Here is a 17,622-nt window from a genome sequence, read left to right as displayed (position 1 = left end):
CACTCTTGAAATTCCATGCCGACTATTTTCTTAGATTTCTTCGACTTTTACAAGATGAGAAATGCGGTTGACCATACCGCGAATCACAGGTGTATCACTGCGTTCAACGGTCTGATTCAGCTTTCTCAATCCCAAGGCGACAGCCGTGTCTTTTTGTTTTTGCACACGTTTGATAGTGCTGCGCTTCAGGGTAATTCGTATTTTTTTACTAGTCTTTTTTGCCATTCTCATTATTCCTGATCGTTATTACTCTGTTTAGGTTTGGGGTCTGTGTTAAAAACCCGCATCACAGACATATTGCGTTTGCGTGAAACAGATTCTGCATCCATCAGGTTTTCAAGTGCAACCAGAGTTGCCTTGACCATATTATGAGGGTTTGTGGACCCTCTGTTTTTCGTCAGCACGTCTTTTATCCCAACTGCCTCTAAAATGGCACGAACCGGACCGCCGGCGATAACACCGGTACCCGGCGAAGCAGGTTTTAAAAAGACCTTGCCTGCACCGTGTTTTCCGACAATCTCGTGAGTAATTGTTCCGTTAATAATCGGGACCCGAACCAGGCTTTTTTTGGCGGCATCAGCGCCTTTGGCGATACAGTCAGATACTTCATTAGCCTTTCCGAGACCGACACCCACATTACCGTTCCCATCACCAACCACAACGATGGCATTGAAACTGAATCGTCTACCACCCTTGACAACTTTGGCGACACGGTTAACATGAACAACTTTTTCCACAAGATCCAATTCGTTAGGATTTATTCTTTCCGAACGCTTTTTAGCCATTGTTCACCTTTTCAATATACAAGACTTGTTAAAAATTTAATCCGCCTTTTCGAGCGCCTTCGGCAAATGCCTTGACTCGACCATGATATCGATAACCGGCGCGATCAAAAACGACTTTGTCGATCTTTTTTTCTTTTGCAGCTTCTGCAATATGAGAACCGACGATTTTAGCCTGTTCCACTTTATTTTTCGCTGCGTCCACTTTTTCTTTTATTCCAGACGAGAGCGATGACGAAGAAGCCAGGGTTGTTCCGCTCGTGTCATCAATGATCTGACCGTAGATACTCTTATTACTGCGGAATACGACCAAACGAGGCCTCTCGGCAGTACCTTTGATCACTTTGCGGATATGCTTCCGCCGTTTTGCCCGTGCTCGTTTTTTTTCAAATACTCTGAACGCCATAGTTAATCTCTACAATCAAGTTAAAGTTAATTAATTTACGCACTCTTTCCAGCTTTTCTGCGAATATACTCGTCCTGATAGCGGATACCTTTGCCCTTATAGGGTTCCGGCGGACGCAAGGAGCGTATTTTTGCCGTCACCTGACCCACGACCTGTTTATTAATACCTCGGATGATCACGACATTTTTTTCTACGGCAAACTCTATCTCTTCCGGTGGTTTGAACACCGTATCATGGGAAAGCCCCACGGAGAGAACGAGATTTTTACCGTTCATCAGCGCACGGAAACCAACACCAATGATTTCCAGGCGTTTTTCATATCCCTCTGTTACGCCCTGGACAATATTAGCAATCAGGGCCCGATACAGACCGTGCAGAGCGCGATATTTTTTTTCATCGGAGGGTCGAATAACCGTCAGGTTGCCCTCATTTTTTCAATAGTTATCTTTGGATCAACATTGACCGAAAGCTCTCCCTTGGGGCCTTTGGCGGTGACAACATTGTCTTTTATGTCCAAAGTAACACTATCGGGAATTTGAACCGGTAATTTTCCAATTCGTGACACAGTGTACTCCTATTATTTTTTACCAAACAAAACACAAGACTTCACCACCGACACCACGACGTCTCGCTTCCTGACCTGTCATAACACCCTGAGATGTGGTCATGATAGAGATGCCCAGATTATTGTATACACGGGGTATAACGTCTTTTCTCACATACTGACGGAAGCCCGGCCTGCTCATACGTTTCAATCCGGATATCACACTTCGATTGTCGTCATTGTAACTTAGATAAATCCGTATGATCGACTGTTTAGCATCTTCAATCTGGATAAAGTTTTTAATATAATGCTCTTCCTGCAAAATACGAGTCACTTCTTTTTTAACTTTGAAGCAGGAATGTCGACCTTTCGGTGCTTAGCCCGTGTCGCATTACGAATACATGTTAAATAATCTGCGATGGGATCCGTTTTAAACATTTATTTTCTCCCTAACAACCCTTAACTGAGTAACGTTGGTTATTTGATGTTCGTGTTTTAATAGTTACTACCAGCTCGCTTTTGTAACACCTGGAAGCTTGCCTTCAAGTGCCAGCTCTCTCAGACATATTCTGCAAATTCCGAACTTTCGGTAATAACCGCGAGGACGTCCACAGCGTGAGCACCTGTTGTATTTCCTCACCTTGAACTTGGGCTCTTGCTTTGACTTGTAAATCAGTGCTTTTTTAGCCAATGGTTCTCCTTTAAAATTTATTGACTATTCATTTTTTACAAATGGAAAGCCGAAAGCTTTCAGCATTTCATGTGCTTCTTCATCTGTTTGTGCAGATGTTACAATAGTAATATTAATGCCGCGAATTTTGTCAATTTTATCGTAGTCAATTTCCGGAAAAACGATCTGTTCCTTCATTGAAACATTGTAATTCCCGCGACCGTCAAACCTTACGGGTAAACCGCGAAAGTCACGCACTCGGGGAATAGCAATCGAGATCAGACGGTCCAGAAACTCGTACATCCGTTGACGTCTCAAAGTGACGCTGCACCCGATCGGCATTCCTTCACGTACCTTGAAATTTGAAATGGATCGTTTGGCCCGTCGGATTATGGGTTTTTGTCCGGCTATCCGGGTAAGATCTTCAACTGCATTTTCCAATACTTTGGGATTCTCAGTTGCTTCACCTGCTCCTATATTCAAGACAATCTTTTCCAAGCTTGGAATTTGATGCTTGTTTTTATAACCAAACTTTTTCTCAAGAGAAGGTGCAACTTCTTTCCGATAAGTGTCAATCAAACGTGGTTGATATTTTTTTTCTGCCATTGTTGCTGTCCAATACTAACTATGAGTTTGAGATTATCATTTCATTACATTTTTTACACACACGCACCTTATTATGCCGATGGCGCTGTTCATCCCAAACCGTTGTTTTTTCAACACGGGTTGGGGTGTTGCATTTGGGACAAACAACCATAACGCTGGACGCGTCAATCGGCGCTTCTTTTTCAACAATACCGCCTTGCTGATTCTGCTGAGAAGGCCGGGTGTGTCGTTTTACAAAATTCACACCTTCAACAATAAGCCGGTCCTCTTCAGGGTAGACTTTTAAGACCTTGCCTTTTTTACCTTTATAATTCCCCGAAAGAACCAAAACCTGATCATTTTTTCTAACTCGCATATTATTCTTGCCTTTTGGCTTGTATTAACTGTTTATAATACTTCAGGAGCTAATGAAACAATTCTCATAAATTGTTTTTCACGCAGCTCGCGGGCAACCGGACCAAAAATACGGGATCCTTTTGGCTCACCGTCATCAGTGATAAGCACGGCAGCGTTTTCATCAAAGCGGATATAAGAGCCGTCTCTGCGCTTGTACTCCTTTTTGGTTCTGACGATAACCGCTTTGCTTTTATCGCCTTTTTTGACCGCGGCATTCGGCAGAGCATGCTTTACAGAAACCAAAATAACATCGCCCACCGAAGCGTATCGCCTGCCGGTTCCTCCCAATACTCGAATGCACGCAACGCGCTTGGCACCGGTATTATCCGCAACATTAAGTTTACTGTATTCCTGGATCATTGTCTATTCCTTTTCGTTGACTCGGTCGAAATCCCTATTTGGCTCGTTCGATAATTTCAACAAGACGCCATCTTTTTTTCCGGCTTATCGGCCTTGCTTCCATGATCTTCACTTTGTCACCAATACGGGAGTCATTATTCATGTCATGTGCCATAAACTTTTTGCTCTTTTTGACATATTTTTTGTACAGAGGATGTTCAACGAAACGCTGTACTTTAACGACACACGTCTTGTCCATTTTATTGCTGGAAACAATACCAATTAAGGATTTTCTCTTACCTCGTTCCACTTTATAATCTCCAAATAAGATCGTTCAATTTATTGGATCACTTTGTGATTCCAAATTCCATTTCCCTCAATGCGGTCTTTAAACGAGCAATATCCTTTTTAACAGACCGAATACTTAACGGGTTATCGAGCTGGTGCATTGAATTCTGAAATCTGAGGTTCGCCAATTCTTCGGTTGCGTCTTCAAGCCGCAATTCAATTTCATCTTTAGACAGTTGCTTAATTTCTTCCATCTTCATAATATTAATCTCCGAAATCTGAAGCCATTACAAATTTCGTCTTTACAGGTAATTTATTTGAAGCCAATTTCAGAGCCTCTCTGGCAATGTTCTCGGGCACACCATCTAGCTCAAACATAATTTTACCTGGTTTGACGACGGCCACCCAATATTCCGGCGCTCCTTTACCTTTTCCCATACGTGTTTCGGCGGGAGTTTGAGTAAACGGTTTATCCGGAAACAGACGGATCCATAACTTTCCGCTGCGTTTCAGGTGCCGGGTGATCGCAACACGGGCGGCCTCGATTTGACGTGCCGTAATCCAGTGAGAATCCAGGGATTTGAGCCCAAAAGTCCCATAAGCCAGACGACTGCCTCTCTGAGCCTTGCCCTTCATACGACCGCGTTGCTGTTTACGATATTTTACACGTTTTGGCATTAACATAATTCAATATCTCCGAAAATCCTATTCCACGAATTCATCGCCGATAATTTCACCTTTACAGATCCAGACTTTGACGCCGATTGATCCATATTGAGTATGGGAAGTAATACTGGCGTAATCTATATCCGCGCGTAGTGTATGCAACGGAATTCGTCCTTGTTTATATTGTTCACGTCTGGCCATTTCAGCGCCGCCCAGTCGACCTGAACAGATAACACGTATACCTTCTGCTCCCATTCTCATTGAAGACATCATAGCTTTTTTCATCGCCCGTCTAAAAGAGATACGGCCTGCCAACTGGTTTGCAATATTTTCAGCCACAAGATAGGCATCAAGCTCAGGACGCTTGATTTCATTAATATTCAATTGAATATCGTTTCCGGTCAGCCTTTGCAGCTCTTCTTTTAATTTGTCGACCTCGGCGCCTTTTCTTCCAATCACAATCCCAGGACGTGCTGTGTAAATTGTGATGGTGATATGCTTGGGTGTTCTTTCGATAATAATTTTTGAAACACTGGCTCTTTGAAGACGTTTGCGTATATAGGTACGCAGCATATTATCTTCTTCGAGCTTTTTATCCAGACTATGCTTCTCAAACCACTTGGACTCCCATGTCCGAATAACGCCAAGTCTAAAACCTATAGGATTTGTTTTTTGTCCCAAACTTTTCTCCTATGACTAATTTTCTTTGTTCGCAACAACAATAGATATATGACTGGTTGGTTTGTTGATACGCATCGCACGTCCCATAGATGCAGCACGAAAACGTTTCAACTTGAAACCGCCATCTGACCCGTAATTCTTTGATGTACAAATCATCAGCGGAATAATTTTGAGGCCTCTTCTTTATTCATCATATTCGCTACCGCAGAACGAATCGCCTTTTCCAAGGGCATTGCTGCTGAAGCACTGTTAAAATGCAGCACATTGATCGCCTCGTTCACGTCCTTGCCTCTGACAAGGTTTGCAATACGTCTCACTTTATACGGAGACATACGAATATATTTTGCAACTGCCTTTGCTTCCATGAATAGTCTCTCCGGAAATATTAATGTCTTGCTTTTTCTGCTTTTCTGTCAATATGCCCGCGAAAAGTACGTGTCGGAGCAAATTCACCAAGCTTGTGGCCAACCATATTCTCGTTTATAAAAACCGGAATAAACTTGTTGCCATTGTGTACTGCTATTGTATGGCCGATGAATTCAGGTGGAATGGTTGACCGTCGCGACCAGGTTTTTATAACCTTTTTTTGATTGCTATCATTAAGCGCTTCGATTTTTCCCATCAGATTTTCATCTATATAAGGGCCTTTTTTGATCGATCTTGACATAATCCTTATCCTATTTATTCCGACGTCTTACTATGAGAGCGTCGCTCGCTTTACGTTTACGGGTTTTATGACCTTTACTGTTCTGTCCCCAAGGGGAACAGGGATGCCGACCACCGGAGCTTTTGCCTTCGCCACCGCCCATGGGATGGTCAATGGGATTCATAGCCACGCCTCTGACTTTGGGTCGTCTGCCCAACCAGCGCGAACGGCCCGCTTTACCCAGGCTAAGATTTTCATGATCGAGATTACCGACCTGTCCGATTGTTGCCCGGCACTCTATTCTCACCAAACGAACTTCACCCGACGGCAATTTAAGCTGGGCATAAGTCCCCTCTTTTGCGACCAGCTGAGCATAGGATCCGGCTCCGCGGGCCATTTGTCCGCCTTTACCGGGCTTCAATTCAACATTATGAACCCATGTACCCAGGGGAATATTACTCAACAAAAGAGAATTACCTGTTCTGATCTCGGTTTTTTCTCCAGAGACCACCTTTTCGCCAACAGTGAGTCCCTTGGGACAAAGAATATATCTTTTTTCACCGTCCAGATAATGCAGCAACGCAATAAAAGCGCTTCGGTTTGGATCGTATTGAACAGAGACCACTTTGGCCGGAACATCATGCTTGTCACGCTTAAAATCGATTACCCGGTAAGCTCTTTTATGACCGCCACCACGGTGCCTCGATGTGACACGACCCCGGTTATTTCGACCGCCCGTCTTTTTCACGGGTTTTAAAAGGGATTTTTCCGGTTTCACCCGGTCTACACCCTCATAGGTACTGACGGTCCTGTATCGTTGACCCGGAGTTGTTGGTTTATAATTTTTCATAGAGATACAGTCTCCTCAATCCTGCTTGCTTTTATGAAGTTTCGAAAAAATCAATACTATCATCTTCTCTCAGAGTGACAATAGCTTTTTTCCAGTCTTTGCGTTTACCTTCAGTAATGCCTCTACGGGTCTGATTTTTTTTGGTTTTTCCTTTAACCAAAATAGTTCTGACATTTACAACAGCCACGTCAAACTTTTTTTCCACAGCCCGCTTGATATCAATTTTGTTCGCCTTGACATCGACCACAAACCCGTATTGATTGTCGGTTTCCTGTTTATGAAGCATTTTTTCGGTAACCAAAGGTCTTACAAGTATATTCGTTTGGGTATCCATTATAGCAATACTTCCTCTATTGTTGGAATAGCATCTTCCATGATCAGAAGATTCTGATTTTTTAGCAGGTCATAGGTTGACGCTTCTTTTGCGACAAGCACCTTGCAGTTTTTCATATTTCGACTGGCCAACAGCAAATTCTTGTCATACTCGGGAACCAGAACCAGTGTTTTTTCATCAGACAGGCCAAAACTCTTGATAACCTCATTTCATATTTCGTGTCTTGGGTTGTTCAAGACTAAAAGTTTCAACCACTTTAATCTTGTCATCTTTCTGCCTGGCGCTGAACGCCGAAATACGCGCCATTTGTTTGACTCGCTTTGTCAACCGGCTTTTAAAATGAATCGGGCGAGGACCGAAAATGGTACTCCCACCCACCCAAATCGGAGAGCGAGTCGAACCTGCTCTGGCGGTACCTCTACCTTTTTGACGCCAGGGTTTCTTTCCGCCCCCTCTCACTTCGTTTCGGGTTTTGGTAGAGCGGGTACCCTGGCGGCTGTTTTTCATTTGTGAATTAACAGCCAGGTAAACACAATGTTCATTAATTTCCGCTCCAAAGACCGCATCACTCGCATTCACTTTACGGCCGGCAGCTTTGCCATCTTTTGTATAGACTTCAAGTTCCATAGTTTATTACTTTCTAATTAAGACAATACCTTTTTTTGCTCCCGGAACAGCACCCTTGACAACAATAATGTTGTTTTCCGGGTCAATTTTCAATATTTCCAAATTTTTGATGGTCACACGTTCATTGCCCATACGACCAGCCATATGCTTGCCTTTAAAGACACGCGACGGATCACTCGAGTGACCAATGGAACCAGGCATTCTATATTTGTTGCTCTGACCATGAGTTTTCGGGCCACCGCCGAATCCCCATCGTTTTATAGTACCGGCAAAACCGCGTCCTTTGGAGACACCCGTCACATCGACTTTTTCTCCAACAGAGAACAAATCTGCTTTTATTTCATCGCCGGTCTTGAGTTCACTCACCTCAAAATCCCGGAATTCACGCAACACCTGAAACGGTTCCAGTCCATGTTTTTTCACATGACCAATCTCGGGTTTTGTCGCTCTTTTCTTCCTTCGCGCACCAAAACCAAGTTGCACAGCGCTGTAACCATCTTTTTCTATTGTCTTTATTTGAGTGACACAACACGGACCCACTTCGATGACCGTACCGGATTTTGAATATCCGGCATCATCAAAAAAGAGAGTCATACCAAGTTTTTTTCCAATTATTCCGCGCATTTGCTTTCCGATTGATTCTATTGTTCGTTTAAACGGGTCTAAATTTCGTAATTAATCAGACTTTGATTTCAACATCTACTCCAGCCGGCAGTTCGAGCTTCATCAAAGCGTCGACTGTTTTTGGGGAAGAATTCAGAATATCGACCAGACGTTTATGAACTCGAGTCTCAAATTGCTCACGAGACTTTTTATTGACATGCGGTGATCGATTTACCGTAAACACAGTCCTTCGCGTAGGCAGTGGTATCGGCCCGGAAATCATAGCACCTGTATTTTTTGCTGTCTTTATGATCTTTTCAGTTGATTTGTCGATCAACCGATGATCATATGCCTGTAATTTTATGCGAATTTTTTGACCCGCCATCTATTTACTCCACATAGTCTTTGTCATTACTTTTTAAGTTATTCAATAATTTTGGTTACAACACCGGCGCCGACCGTACGACCGCCTTCGCGAACCGCAAACCGAAGCCCTTCTTCCATGGCGATCTCGGTGATCAACTGAGCCGTCACCTTGACATTATCTCCCGGCATCACCATCTCTGTGCCTTCCGGCAACGTTATCTGGCCCGTCACATCCGTCGTGCGAAAATAAAACTGCGGACGATATCCATTGAAAAACGGCGTGTGGCGTCCACCTTCGTCTTTACTTAATACATAAATCTCTGCCAAAAATTGGGTGTGAGGCGTAATCGAACCCGGCTTTGCAACGACCATACCGCGATCCAGCTCATCCTTGTTAACACCACGAAGCAGCAATCCCGCATTATCACCGGCCTGTCCTTCATCCAGCATCTTGCGGAACATCTCTATTCCGGTACAGACCGTCTTGCGATGCGCTCCCAGACCAATCACCTCGACTTCATCATTCACATGAATCACACCGCGCTCGATTCGGCCGGTACCTACAGTACCGCGACCGGTAATCGAAAAAACATCCTCAACCGGCATCAAAAACGGCTTGTCCTTGTCACGCGACGGGGTCGGTACGTAATCATCAATCGCATCCAACAGCGCTTTCACCGGCCCCCATTCTTCACCTGTAAAATCACCGGATATACCTTTTTCCATCGCCTTTAAGGCAGAACCCTTGACGATCGGAATCTCATCACCCGGAAACTCATAGTTCGAAAGAAGTTCGCGAACCTCCAGCTCAACCAGCTCAAGCAACTCGGGATCATCTACCTGATCCGTCTTGTTCATAAACACCACAATCGATGGCACGTTCACCTGACGGGCCAGCAAAATGTGCTCGCGCGTCTGCGGCATCGGTCCGTCGGCAGCAGATACCACCAGCACGGCGCCGTCCATCTGCGCCGCTCCCGTAATCATGTTCTTGATATAGTCTGCGTGTCCCGGACAGTCAACGTGAGCATAGTGACGCTTTTCTGTCTCATATTCCACGTGAGCGGTGTTGATCGTAATACCACGACTCTTTTCTTCAGGCGCATTGTCAATCTCATCATACTTTTTAATATCCGCCTGACCCATGTTCGCCAAATACATCGTCATCGCAGCGGTCAAGGTCGTCTTGCCGTGATCAACGTGACCGATCGTCCCTATATTCACATGCGGCTTGGTTCGTTCAAATTTTTCTTTAGCCATTGCTATCTCCTTTATTTATTGAGCAACGTCCATTCTTTACAAAATTCTATGCGGTGATGCCCATCTGCTCCAAAAGTTTTTTAAAGATTTCACCGCTAACGGTATTATAGTTTGAAAACTGCATCGTAAATACTGCCCGGCCCTGCGACATATTTCTCAGTGCAGTGGCATATCCAAACATTTCTGAAAGCGGCGCTTTGGCATCAATCACGGTGCTGTCACCGCGTTTACCGTGACCTTGTATTTTAGCACGCCTGGACGCCAAATCACTCAAAATCGTACCGAAATATTCTTCCGGGGTGATTACTTCGAGCTTCATCATCGGCTCCATCAATACAGAATCCCCCTCTCGCAGGGCTGTTTGCAGCGCCTGCGCTCCGGCAATTTTAAAAGCGAGCTCACTGGAGTCACTTTCGTCAAAGTCCGCGTCGATCAGCTTGACTTTAATTCCGATAACCGGATATCCTGCTATACTGCCTCCGGACATGGATTCTCTGATACCATCAGCAACAGGTTTTACAAATACATCTGGGATCTTGCCTTCAGGCAGCTGGTTTTCAAATTCAAAATATTTACCCTCAGCCGGCAAAGGTTCAAATTGAAGCTTTACATGGGCATAATGGTGATCGCCGCTGATCTGCCGTTCAATGGTCATTTCACGTGTAATGGGCTGAGTAATGGTTTCGCGATAGGCGACCTGGGGTTTGCCCACATTGGCGTTCACTTTAAACTCTTCCCGCAGCCTGCGGACCAAAATCTCAATATGAAGCTCACCCATGCCGGATATGATCATTTGACCCGTTTCAGGATCAGTTTTAAACTGAAAGGTTGGATCTTCATCGGTCAGAGCGTTCAACGCTTCAATCATTTTTTCTTCATCAGCTTTACTCTTGGGCTCAATGGCGACAGAAATAACCGGGATCGGGAATTGTAAAGTCTCTAACAAGATCGGATGTTTCGGATCAGTCAGCGTATCACCGGTTTTGGTTTGCCGTAATCCCACGATGGCCGCGATATCGCCGGCAGCTATTTTCTTTACATCATGCTGTTTGTTGGATGACATGAGCAGAATACGTTGAAACCGCTCTTTTTTATTGGCGCCGACATTAATCGCGGTATTTCCCGCCTCAATTTCACCGGAATACACTCGAATATAAGTCAATTTTCCCACATACTGATCGATCTGCACCTTAAAGGCAAGGGCCGCAAAAGGCTCTTCACGACTGGAAACCCGTTTTTCTTCTTTCTTCGTATACGGATTCACACCCTCTATGCTGGGCACATCCGTAGGACAGGGCAAATAGTTCACTACGGCGTCGAGAAGCTGCTGCACACCGATATTACGCAGAGCAGCGCCGCAGAGGACAGGGACTATATCATTTTTCAATGTAGCTTTGCGGATACAGTTATTCAGTTCAGCGGTACCAACCGTTTCTGCGTTTAAATACTTTTCCATCACTGCGTCATCGTATTCGACTACAGAATCCAACAGTTGATTCCGATAAGACCGGGCTTTTTCAAGCAAATCATCAGGAATATCGACAGTTTCCCATTTGGCGCCCTTTGATTCCTTGTCGTACACCAGCATCTTCATATTAAGCAGATCAATGACAGCTCGAAAATCATCTCCGGCCCCGACAGGGAGTTCAATGGGCACCGGATTTACGGAAAACCGGTCTCTCATCATATCCAGCGCATTATAAAAATCAGCGCCAAGTCGGTCCATCTTGTTGATAAAAGCCAGTCTGGGAATATGATACTTGTCAGCCTGCAGCCAGACAGTCTCCGACTGAGGCTCAACACCGCCGACTGCACAAAAAACAGCAACAGCGCCATCCAAAACTCTCAAAGACCGTTCGACTTCTGCAGTAAAGTCCACGTGTCCGGGTGTATCAATGATATTGATCTGATGATCTTTCCATTCGCAGGATATAGCAGCCGAGGTAATCGTTATACCGCGTTCTTTTTCCTGCGTCATCCAGTCCATGGTAGCCATACCTTCGTCGACTTCGCCGATACGATGCACCTTTCCCGTATAGAACAGAAAACGCTCTGTCGTCGTTGTCTTACCGGCATCAATATGCGCCATAATACCGATATTGCGAAATTTTCCCAAAGGTTTCAACTTTGCCATAAAAAAAACCACCAGATTCAAGCTTGGGCTTTGCAAGCCTTTATTGTGAGATACACAGAAAGAGCGCTTCTCACAATAACTTTTCTTGAACCGGATGGTCCTGAAAAATTTATTGAAGCGCCTTTCCCTGCAACTACTTTCCAATCAAACGACACTTTTTGGAGTTGGACTGCAAGGTCGGCAGTCTTTTACCATTTAAAATGCGCAAAGGCTTTGTTTGCCTCTGCCATTCTATGAGTATCTTCCTTCTTTTTTACCGAAGCACCTTCATTATTAAAAGCAGAAATAAATTCCGACGCCAGCCGCTCAGCCATCGTTTTCTCGGAACGATTCCGGGCGAAATTAATCAACCAGCGAATAGCTAAAGCCTGGCGGCGATCTGAACGAACTTCAATCGGCACCTGATAGGTGGCGCCGCCGACACGACGGGATCTTACTTCGAGAATAGGCTTTACATTTTCAAGCGCCTTTTCAAAACTCTCGACACCTTCACCGCCGAGTTTTTCATTGCTTCTGTCAATTGCTTCGTAAAATATCTTTTCGGCAACACTGCGCTTGCCGTCCTCCAACAGTCCGTTAATGAACTTTGTAACCAGCACGCTGTTGTATTTTGGATCCGGCAAAACCTTGCGTTTTGTCGCTCTTTTTCTTCTAGGCATTCAATAGTCTCAGAGTTTAAGTTCTTTATTTCTTTAATTTCGTACCGTACTTTGAACGGCTCTGCATACGATCCTGCACGCCACTCGTATCCAACACACCGCGAACAATATGATAACGAACACCGGGAAGATCTTTTACACGCCCCCCCCGAATCATAACAATAGAGTGTTCCTGCAGATTGTGCCCCTCACCGGGGATATAAGCAGTAACTTCGAAACCATTTGTCAACCGCACACGAGCCACCTTGCGCAAAGCTGAATTTGGCTTTTTCGGTGTTGTTGTATAAACTCTGGTACACACTCCGCGTTTCTGCGGTGAACCCATCAACGCCGGCGAATTTCGCTTCGATACAACTTTTTTCCGGCCCTTGTTTATCAGTTGATTGAGTGTGGGCACAATTCCTCCATTTTTTTCAATAAAGCCTATTAATTTAACAAATAAGTTGATTTAATGCAAGTTTTTTTTTAACTATTTTATTCAACTTGTTCTTCAACCGCTTGCTCGGCTTTTTCAGCCTCAGAGCCATCTGATTCTTCAAAATCTGCTTCGGGCATAATATCAGGCCCGGTTACCCGAATATTCCTAAACTTGCGGACACCGGTTCCGGCAGGTATCATATTACCCATGATTACATTTTCCTTGAGACCATTTAAATTGTCAATCTTGGCCTCCACAGAAGCATCTGTAAGGACTCGCGTGGTCTCCTGGAAAGAAGCAGCTGACAGAAAGCTTTCAGTCGTCAACGACGCTTTAGTAATGCCCAACAATAACGGCTGAAAAGTTGCCGGTTGCGCAGGCCGGGAAACAGGCAAAATCTTTCCGGTTTCTTCAAGTTTTGACAGACTGTCTCTAAATTCGGAAGACTTTACCACATCACCTTTCATGAAATCAGAATCAGCGGCCTCTGTCACAACAACACAGTCACGGATTCTTTCATTCTCTTTCAGGAATTTGAGACGATCCACCTGGTCTCCGGGCAGATACAGGGTGTCACCCGGTTCTTCAATTTTAACCTTTTGCAGCATCTGTCGCACAATCACTTCAATATGCTTGTCATTGATGCGCACACCCTGCAGACGGTAAACTTCCTGGATTTCGTTCACGAGATATTCCTGAACCCGATTTGCACCCATAATAGAAAGAATATCATGCGGCGCCACAGATCCTTCGGATAATTTTTCACCGGCATGAACAAAGTCGCCATCATGCACAAGGATATGTTTCCCATAGGGAATCATGTATACTTTTTCCTCATGTCCATCTTCAGAGGAAATATGTATTTTACGCACACCGCGTTTCATTTCACCATAGCTTACGATACCGTCAATTTCAGTCACAACAGCCGGCTCCTTGGGTTTGCGCGCCTCAAAGAGTTCAGCAACTCTCGGCAAACCACCGGTAATATCGCGTGTCTTGGCAATTTCGCGGGGAATCTTGACAATGGCGTCACCGGCTTCCAACTTGCCTCCGTCATTGATTTGCAGAAAAGAGCCGACAGGCAGCACAAACGAGGTTTTTTTATTGCCGTTCTCATCCAATATTTCAACGGTCGGGTTCAAGTTTCGCACACGGGTTTCAATAATGACCCGCTGTTTCAGGCCGGTGGTTTCATCCAACTCTTCCCGATAGGTTGTATTTTCAATAATATCTATAAATTTCGCATATCCTGTATGTGTGGTGACAATACTGGCCGAATATGGATCCCATTCAAAGATCAGGTCGCCTTTTTTCACCTTTTGACCATCTTCCACCTTGACACTTGCGGCGTACGGAACGGTCAGGCGTTCGATAACCCGATTGTCGTCATCAAGTATCTTGATGCGTCCGTTTCGCCCTAATGTCACCACGTCGCCATTGGATTTTTTTACGCTTTTAAGGTTATCCCATTCCACCCCACCATCCTGTCGCGCGTGAGTCTGGGACTGTGCCGCGATACGTGATGCTGTACCGCCGATATGAAAGGTTCTCAGAGTAAGCTGAGTTCCGGGCTCGCCGATTGACTGAGCTGCCATAACGCCGACAGCCTCTCCATTGGTGACCAGTCGACCGGTCGCCATATTACGTCCATAACAAGCCGCGCACACGCCGCGGTCAGCTTCACATGTCAAGACCGAACGGATCATGACGTTTTCAACACCGGCATCTACAATCTTTTTGGCCAGCGCTTCGGAAATCATGTCACCGGATTCGCAGATAATATCGCTGGTTTCAGGATGAAAGACATCTTCAACAGCCACACGACCCACAATACGATCTTCCATGGATTCAATGACCTCTTCACCTTCCTTAAGATCGCCGACCCGCAGACCGAGAATAGTTCCGCAATCCCGTTCCGTGAATAACATCCTGAGCCACATCCACAAGCCGCCGGGTCAGATAACCCGCATCAGCTGTTTTCAACGCCGTATCCGCCAGACCCTTACGCGCACCGTGCGTAGAGATAAAATACTCGAGCACGGACAATCCCTCGCGAAAATTCGCGGTAATCGGATTTTCGATAATTTCACCGGCGGAACCCGTCATTTTCTTTTGCGGCTTTGCCATCAGTCCGCGCATACCCGCCAGCTGACCAATTCGCTCTTTCGAACCACGGGCCCGGAATCCGCCATCATAAAAATCGGATTAAAACCCTGGCGGTCCTGACGCAGACGGTCAAACATCTTTTCCGCCACATCACTTGTGGTATGAGTCCATATATCTATAATCTGGTTATATCGTTCACCATCGGTTATAATACCACGTTCGTAACGTTTTTGGATAACATCAACGCTCTTGAATGCGTTATCGAGCATTTGCTCTTTTTCATCAGGCACAATGACATCATAAACACCGACTGTTGCGCCGGAACGCATGGAATAAAAGAACCCGGTATGTTTGATATCATCAAGCATCTTGGCTGTACGAAAGTTGCCAATCAGTTCATACGCTTTGGCAATTAGCGCCTCGATGCCTTTTTTGGTCAGCAATTCATTGACAAATCCGAGCTCTTTGGGAAGAATATCGTTCAGAACAACGCGTCCCACGGTGGTATCGATCATTTGGCCGTCAATACGCACTTTAATCGGGGCATTGAGCTCCACACGCTCCTGATTCAATGCAATCAGCACTTCGTCACAGGAAGAAAACATCATGCCTTCGCCTTTGGTGTCGCTGCGCCGCTTGGTCAGATAATAAATTCCCAAAACAATGTCCTGACTGGGAATGGCCAACGGTCGGCCATTGGCAGGCGACAGCAAATTGTGACTGGACAGCATCAGAATACGGGTTTCGATCTGCGCATAGTAGGACAGAGGTACGTGTACCGCCATCTGATCGCCGTCAAAATCCGCGTTAAACGCCGCGCACACCAGCGGATGCAGCTGAATAGCTTTTCCTTCAATGAGCACGGGCTGAAATGCCTGGATACCCAGCCTATGCAGGGTGGGAGCGCGGTTCAGCATAATAGGATGATCTGTAATAATCTCCTCCAGAATATCCCACACTTCCGGTCCCCGGCGTTCCACCTGTTTTTTGGCGCTCTTGACAGTGCGCACCAACCCGCGTTCAACCATCTTGCGGATCACAAAGGGTTTGAATAGTTCAAGCGCCATCTCTTTGGGCAACCCGGCTTCGTGAACCCTCAACTCGGGTCCAACTACAATCACGGAACGGCCGGAATAATCGATACGTTTCCCGAGCAGGTTTTGTCGGAAGCGTCCCTGTTTGCCTTTGAGCATATCGGAGAGGCTCTTCAGCGCGCGATTGCCATCACTGCGCACAGCAGAAGTCTTGCGCCCGTTGTCAAACAGAGAATCGACGGCTTCCTGAAGCATTCTTTTTTCATTTCTGAGGATCACTTCAGGAGCTCGAATCTCCAGTAGTTTTTTCAAACGATTGTTTCGGATAATCACCCGGCGGTACAAATCGTTTAGATCAGATGTGGCAAAACGGCCGCCTTCCAGCGGCACCAACGGACGCAGTTCAGGCGGAATAACAGGCACCACAGTCATTACCATCCAGTCCGGACGGTTTTCCAACCGTTCATTGGCTCTTCGAAAAGCCTCCACCACCCGCAGACGCTTCAGAGCATCGGTGCGGCGCTGAATGGACGTTTCATTGGCCACGGCATAACGCAGTTCTTTGGCAAGCTCGTCCAGTTTTACTTTTTTCAGCATCTCCAGCACAGCTTTGCCGCCCATATCAGCATAAAACCTTTCCGCTTCGGGCAGTTCTTTTTCGCGTTCTTTAACCTGCGCCTGAAGGTCCAGGTATTCTTCTTCAGTGATCAACGTGTTTTCTTCAAGATCCGTTGTTCCCGGATTGATCACCACATAATTTTCATAATATATAATGCGTTCGAGTTTTTTCATACTGATACCCAGAACATAACCGGACTTGGAAGGCAGGGATTTCCAGTACCATATATGAACAACCGGAACGGCAAGTGTAATATGTCCCATACGTTCGCGGCGCACACTTTTCCGCGTAACTTCGACGCCGCAACGGTCACAGACAATTCCTTTATATCGGATCCGTTTGTATTTACCGCAGTGACATTCCCAGTCCCGTACAGGGCCAAAGATTTTTTCGCAAAACAGCCCCTCTTTCTCTGGTTTAAACGACCGGTAATTGATCGTTTCCGGTTTTGTCACTTCGCCGCGGGAACGCTCCAGAATTTTATCCGGAGACGACAACCCGATAGAAATTGAAGTAAACTTTTTTATTGCCTGAGATTTTGATCCCATCAACGAATTCAAATTTTCACCTCCAAACTTACGAATGGTG

At 45.5% G+C, this 17,622-nt stretch carries 21 protein-coding genes and 4 pseudogenes; all 25 read right to left on the bottom strand.

Annotated features, from left to right (window positions below; translation table 11 throughout):
• Positions 1 to 30: 30 nt before the first annotated feature.
• Positions 31 to 225 carry a 50S ribosomal protein L30 gene (rpmD, locus tag U5R06_09095; GenBank protein MDZ7722938.1) on the bottom strand — a complete coding sequence of 65 codons (195 nt, stop codon included), beginning with the start codon at positions 223 to 225 and terminating at the stop codon, positions 31 to 33.
• Between the two features lie 5 nt (positions 226 to 230).
• A complete protein-coding gene (rpsE, locus tag U5R06_09090; GenBank protein ID MDZ7722937.1) occupies positions 231 to 785 on the bottom strand; it encodes a 30S ribosomal protein S5 in 555 nt (184 codons plus the stop codon).
• Positions 786 to 813: 28 nt separating this feature from the next.
• Positions 814 to 1,188, bottom strand: coding sequence for a 50S ribosomal protein L18 (gene rplR, locus U5R06_09085; GenBank protein ID MDZ7722936.1), 375 nt, complete (start codon positions 1,186 to 1,188; stop codon positions 814 to 816).
• A 35-nt stretch (positions 1,189 to 1,223) separates the two neighbouring features.
• Positions 1,224 to 1,753, bottom strand: a pseudogene (gene rplF, locus U5R06_09080) (50S ribosomal protein L6).
• Between the two features lie 19 nt (positions 1,754 to 1,772).
• Positions 1,773 to 2,170 (bottom strand): annotated as a pseudogene (rpsH, locus tag U5R06_09075) (30S ribosomal protein S8).
• A gap of 67 nt (positions 2,171 to 2,237) precedes the next feature.
• Positions 2,238 to 2,423, bottom strand: a complete 186-nt coding sequence (locus tag U5R06_09070; protein MDZ7722935.1) for a type Z 30S ribosomal protein S14 — start codon at positions 2,421 to 2,423, stop codon at positions 2,238 to 2,240.
• 24 nt (positions 2,424 to 2,447) lie between these two features.
• A complete protein-coding gene (gene rplE, locus U5R06_09065) occupies positions 2,448 to 3,008 on the bottom strand; it encodes a 50S ribosomal protein L5 (protein MDZ7722934.1) in 561 nt (186 codons plus the stop codon).
• Positions 3,009 to 3,027: 19 nt separating this feature from the next.
• The gene (gene rplX / locus U5R06_09060) at positions 3,028 to 3,363 is read right to left on the bottom strand and encodes a 50S ribosomal protein L24 (GenBank protein MDZ7722933.1); all 336 of its coding nucleotides are present in this window, start codon (positions 3,361 to 3,363) and stop codon (positions 3,028 to 3,030) included.
• 32 nt (positions 3,364 to 3,395) lie between these two features.
• On the bottom strand, positions 3,396 to 3,764 hold the full coding sequence (gene rplN / locus U5R06_09055; GenBank protein MDZ7722932.1) for a 50S ribosomal protein L14: 369 nt from the start codon (positions 3,762 to 3,764) through the stop codon (positions 3,396 to 3,398).
• A gap of 34 nt (positions 3,765 to 3,798) precedes the next feature.
• A complete protein-coding gene (gene rpsQ / locus U5R06_09050) occupies positions 3,799 to 4,053 on the bottom strand; it encodes a 30S ribosomal protein S17 (GenBank protein MDZ7722931.1) in 255 nt (84 codons plus the stop codon).
• Positions 4,054 to 4,090: 37 nt separating this feature from the next.
• Complete coding sequence (gene rpmC, locus U5R06_09045; GenBank protein ID MDZ7722930.1) at positions 4,091 to 4,291, bottom strand: 50S ribosomal protein L29; 201 nt, start codon at positions 4,289 to 4,291, stop codon at positions 4,091 to 4,093.
• Between the two features lie 4 nt (positions 4,292 to 4,295).
• Entirely contained in the window at positions 4,296 to 4,715 is a 420-nt protein-coding gene (gene rplP / locus U5R06_09040; GenBank protein MDZ7722929.1) for a 50S ribosomal protein L16, read from the bottom strand.
• A gap of 21 nt (positions 4,716 to 4,736) precedes the next feature.
• Positions 4,737 to 5,378, bottom strand: coding sequence for a 30S ribosomal protein S3 (gene rpsC, locus U5R06_09035; protein MDZ7722928.1), 642 nt, complete (start codon positions 5,376 to 5,378; stop codon positions 4,737 to 4,739).
• A gap of 15 nt (positions 5,379 to 5,393) precedes the next feature.
• Positions 5,394 to 5,743: pseudogene (gene rplV / locus U5R06_09030) on the bottom strand (50S ribosomal protein L22).
• Positions 5,744 to 5,763: 20 nt separating this feature from the next.
• Complete coding sequence (rpsS, locus tag U5R06_09025; protein ID MDZ7722927.1) at positions 5,764 to 6,045, bottom strand: 30S ribosomal protein S19; 282 nt, start codon at positions 6,043 to 6,045, stop codon at positions 5,764 to 5,766.
• 10 nt (positions 6,046 to 6,055) lie between these two features.
• Positions 6,056 to 6,880 carry a 50S ribosomal protein L2 gene (gene rplB / locus U5R06_09020; protein ID MDZ7722926.1) on the bottom strand — a complete coding sequence of 275 codons (825 nt, stop codon included), beginning with the start codon at positions 6,878 to 6,880 and terminating at the stop codon, positions 6,056 to 6,058.
• Between the two features lie 25 nt (positions 6,881 to 6,905).
• Positions 6,906 to 7,208: a 50S ribosomal protein L23 gene (gene rplW / locus U5R06_09015; GenBank protein MDZ7722925.1), complete on the bottom strand. Its 303-nt coding sequence runs from the start codon at positions 7,206 to 7,208 to the stop codon at positions 6,906 to 6,908.
• 204 nt (positions 7,209 to 7,412) lie between these two features.
• A complete protein-coding gene (gene rplD, locus U5R06_09010; GenBank protein ID MDZ7722924.1) occupies positions 7,413 to 7,835 on the bottom strand; it encodes a 50S ribosomal protein L4 in 423 nt (140 codons plus the stop codon).
• A 6-nt stretch (positions 7,836 to 7,841) separates the two neighbouring features.
• Positions 7,842 to 8,459 (bottom strand): 50S ribosomal protein L3, encoded by a 618-nt coding sequence (gene rplC / locus U5R06_09005; GenBank protein ID MDZ7722923.1) that lies wholly within the window; start codon positions 8,457 to 8,459, stop codon positions 7,842 to 7,844.
• 55 nt (positions 8,460 to 8,514) lie between these two features.
• Positions 8,515 to 8,823, bottom strand: coding sequence for a 30S ribosomal protein S10 (rpsJ, locus tag U5R06_09000; GenBank protein ID MDZ7722922.1), 309 nt, complete (start codon positions 8,821 to 8,823; stop codon positions 8,515 to 8,517).
• Between the two features lie 38 nt (positions 8,824 to 8,861).
• Complete coding sequence (tuf, locus tag U5R06_08995; GenBank protein MDZ7722921.1) at positions 8,862 to 10,064, bottom strand: elongation factor Tu; 1,203 nt, start codon at positions 10,062 to 10,064, stop codon at positions 8,862 to 8,864.
• A gap of 46 nt (positions 10,065 to 10,110) precedes the next feature.
• Complete coding sequence (gene fusA, locus U5R06_08990) at positions 10,111 to 12,198, bottom strand: elongation factor G (protein ID MDZ7722920.1); 2,088 nt, start codon at positions 12,196 to 12,198, stop codon at positions 10,111 to 10,113.
• 188 nt (positions 12,199 to 12,386) lie between these two features.
• Positions 12,387 to 12,857: a 30S ribosomal protein S7 gene (gene rpsG / locus U5R06_08985; GenBank protein ID MDZ7722919.1), complete on the bottom strand. Its 471-nt coding sequence runs from the start codon at positions 12,855 to 12,857 to the stop codon at positions 12,387 to 12,389.
• A gap of 25 nt (positions 12,858 to 12,882) precedes the next feature.
• On the bottom strand, positions 12,883 to 13,254 hold the full coding sequence (gene rpsL, locus U5R06_08980; protein ID MDZ7722918.1) for a 30S ribosomal protein S12: 372 nt from the start codon (positions 13,252 to 13,254) through the stop codon (positions 12,883 to 12,885).
• 77 nt (positions 13,255 to 13,331) lie between these two features.
• Positions 13,332 to 17,582: pseudogene (rpoC, locus tag U5R06_08975) on the bottom strand (DNA-directed RNA polymerase subunit beta').
• Positions 17,583 to 17,622: the final 40 nt, after the last annotated feature.

The organism is candidate division KSB1 bacterium, assembly GCA_034521575.1.
Taxonomy (GTDB): Bacteria; Zhuqueibacterota; Zhuqueibacteria; order Residuimicrobiales; family Krinioviventaceae; genus JAXHMJ01.
Note: the sequence above shows the minus strand (reverse complement) of the source record. Positions and strands in the feature narration are given on the sequence as shown.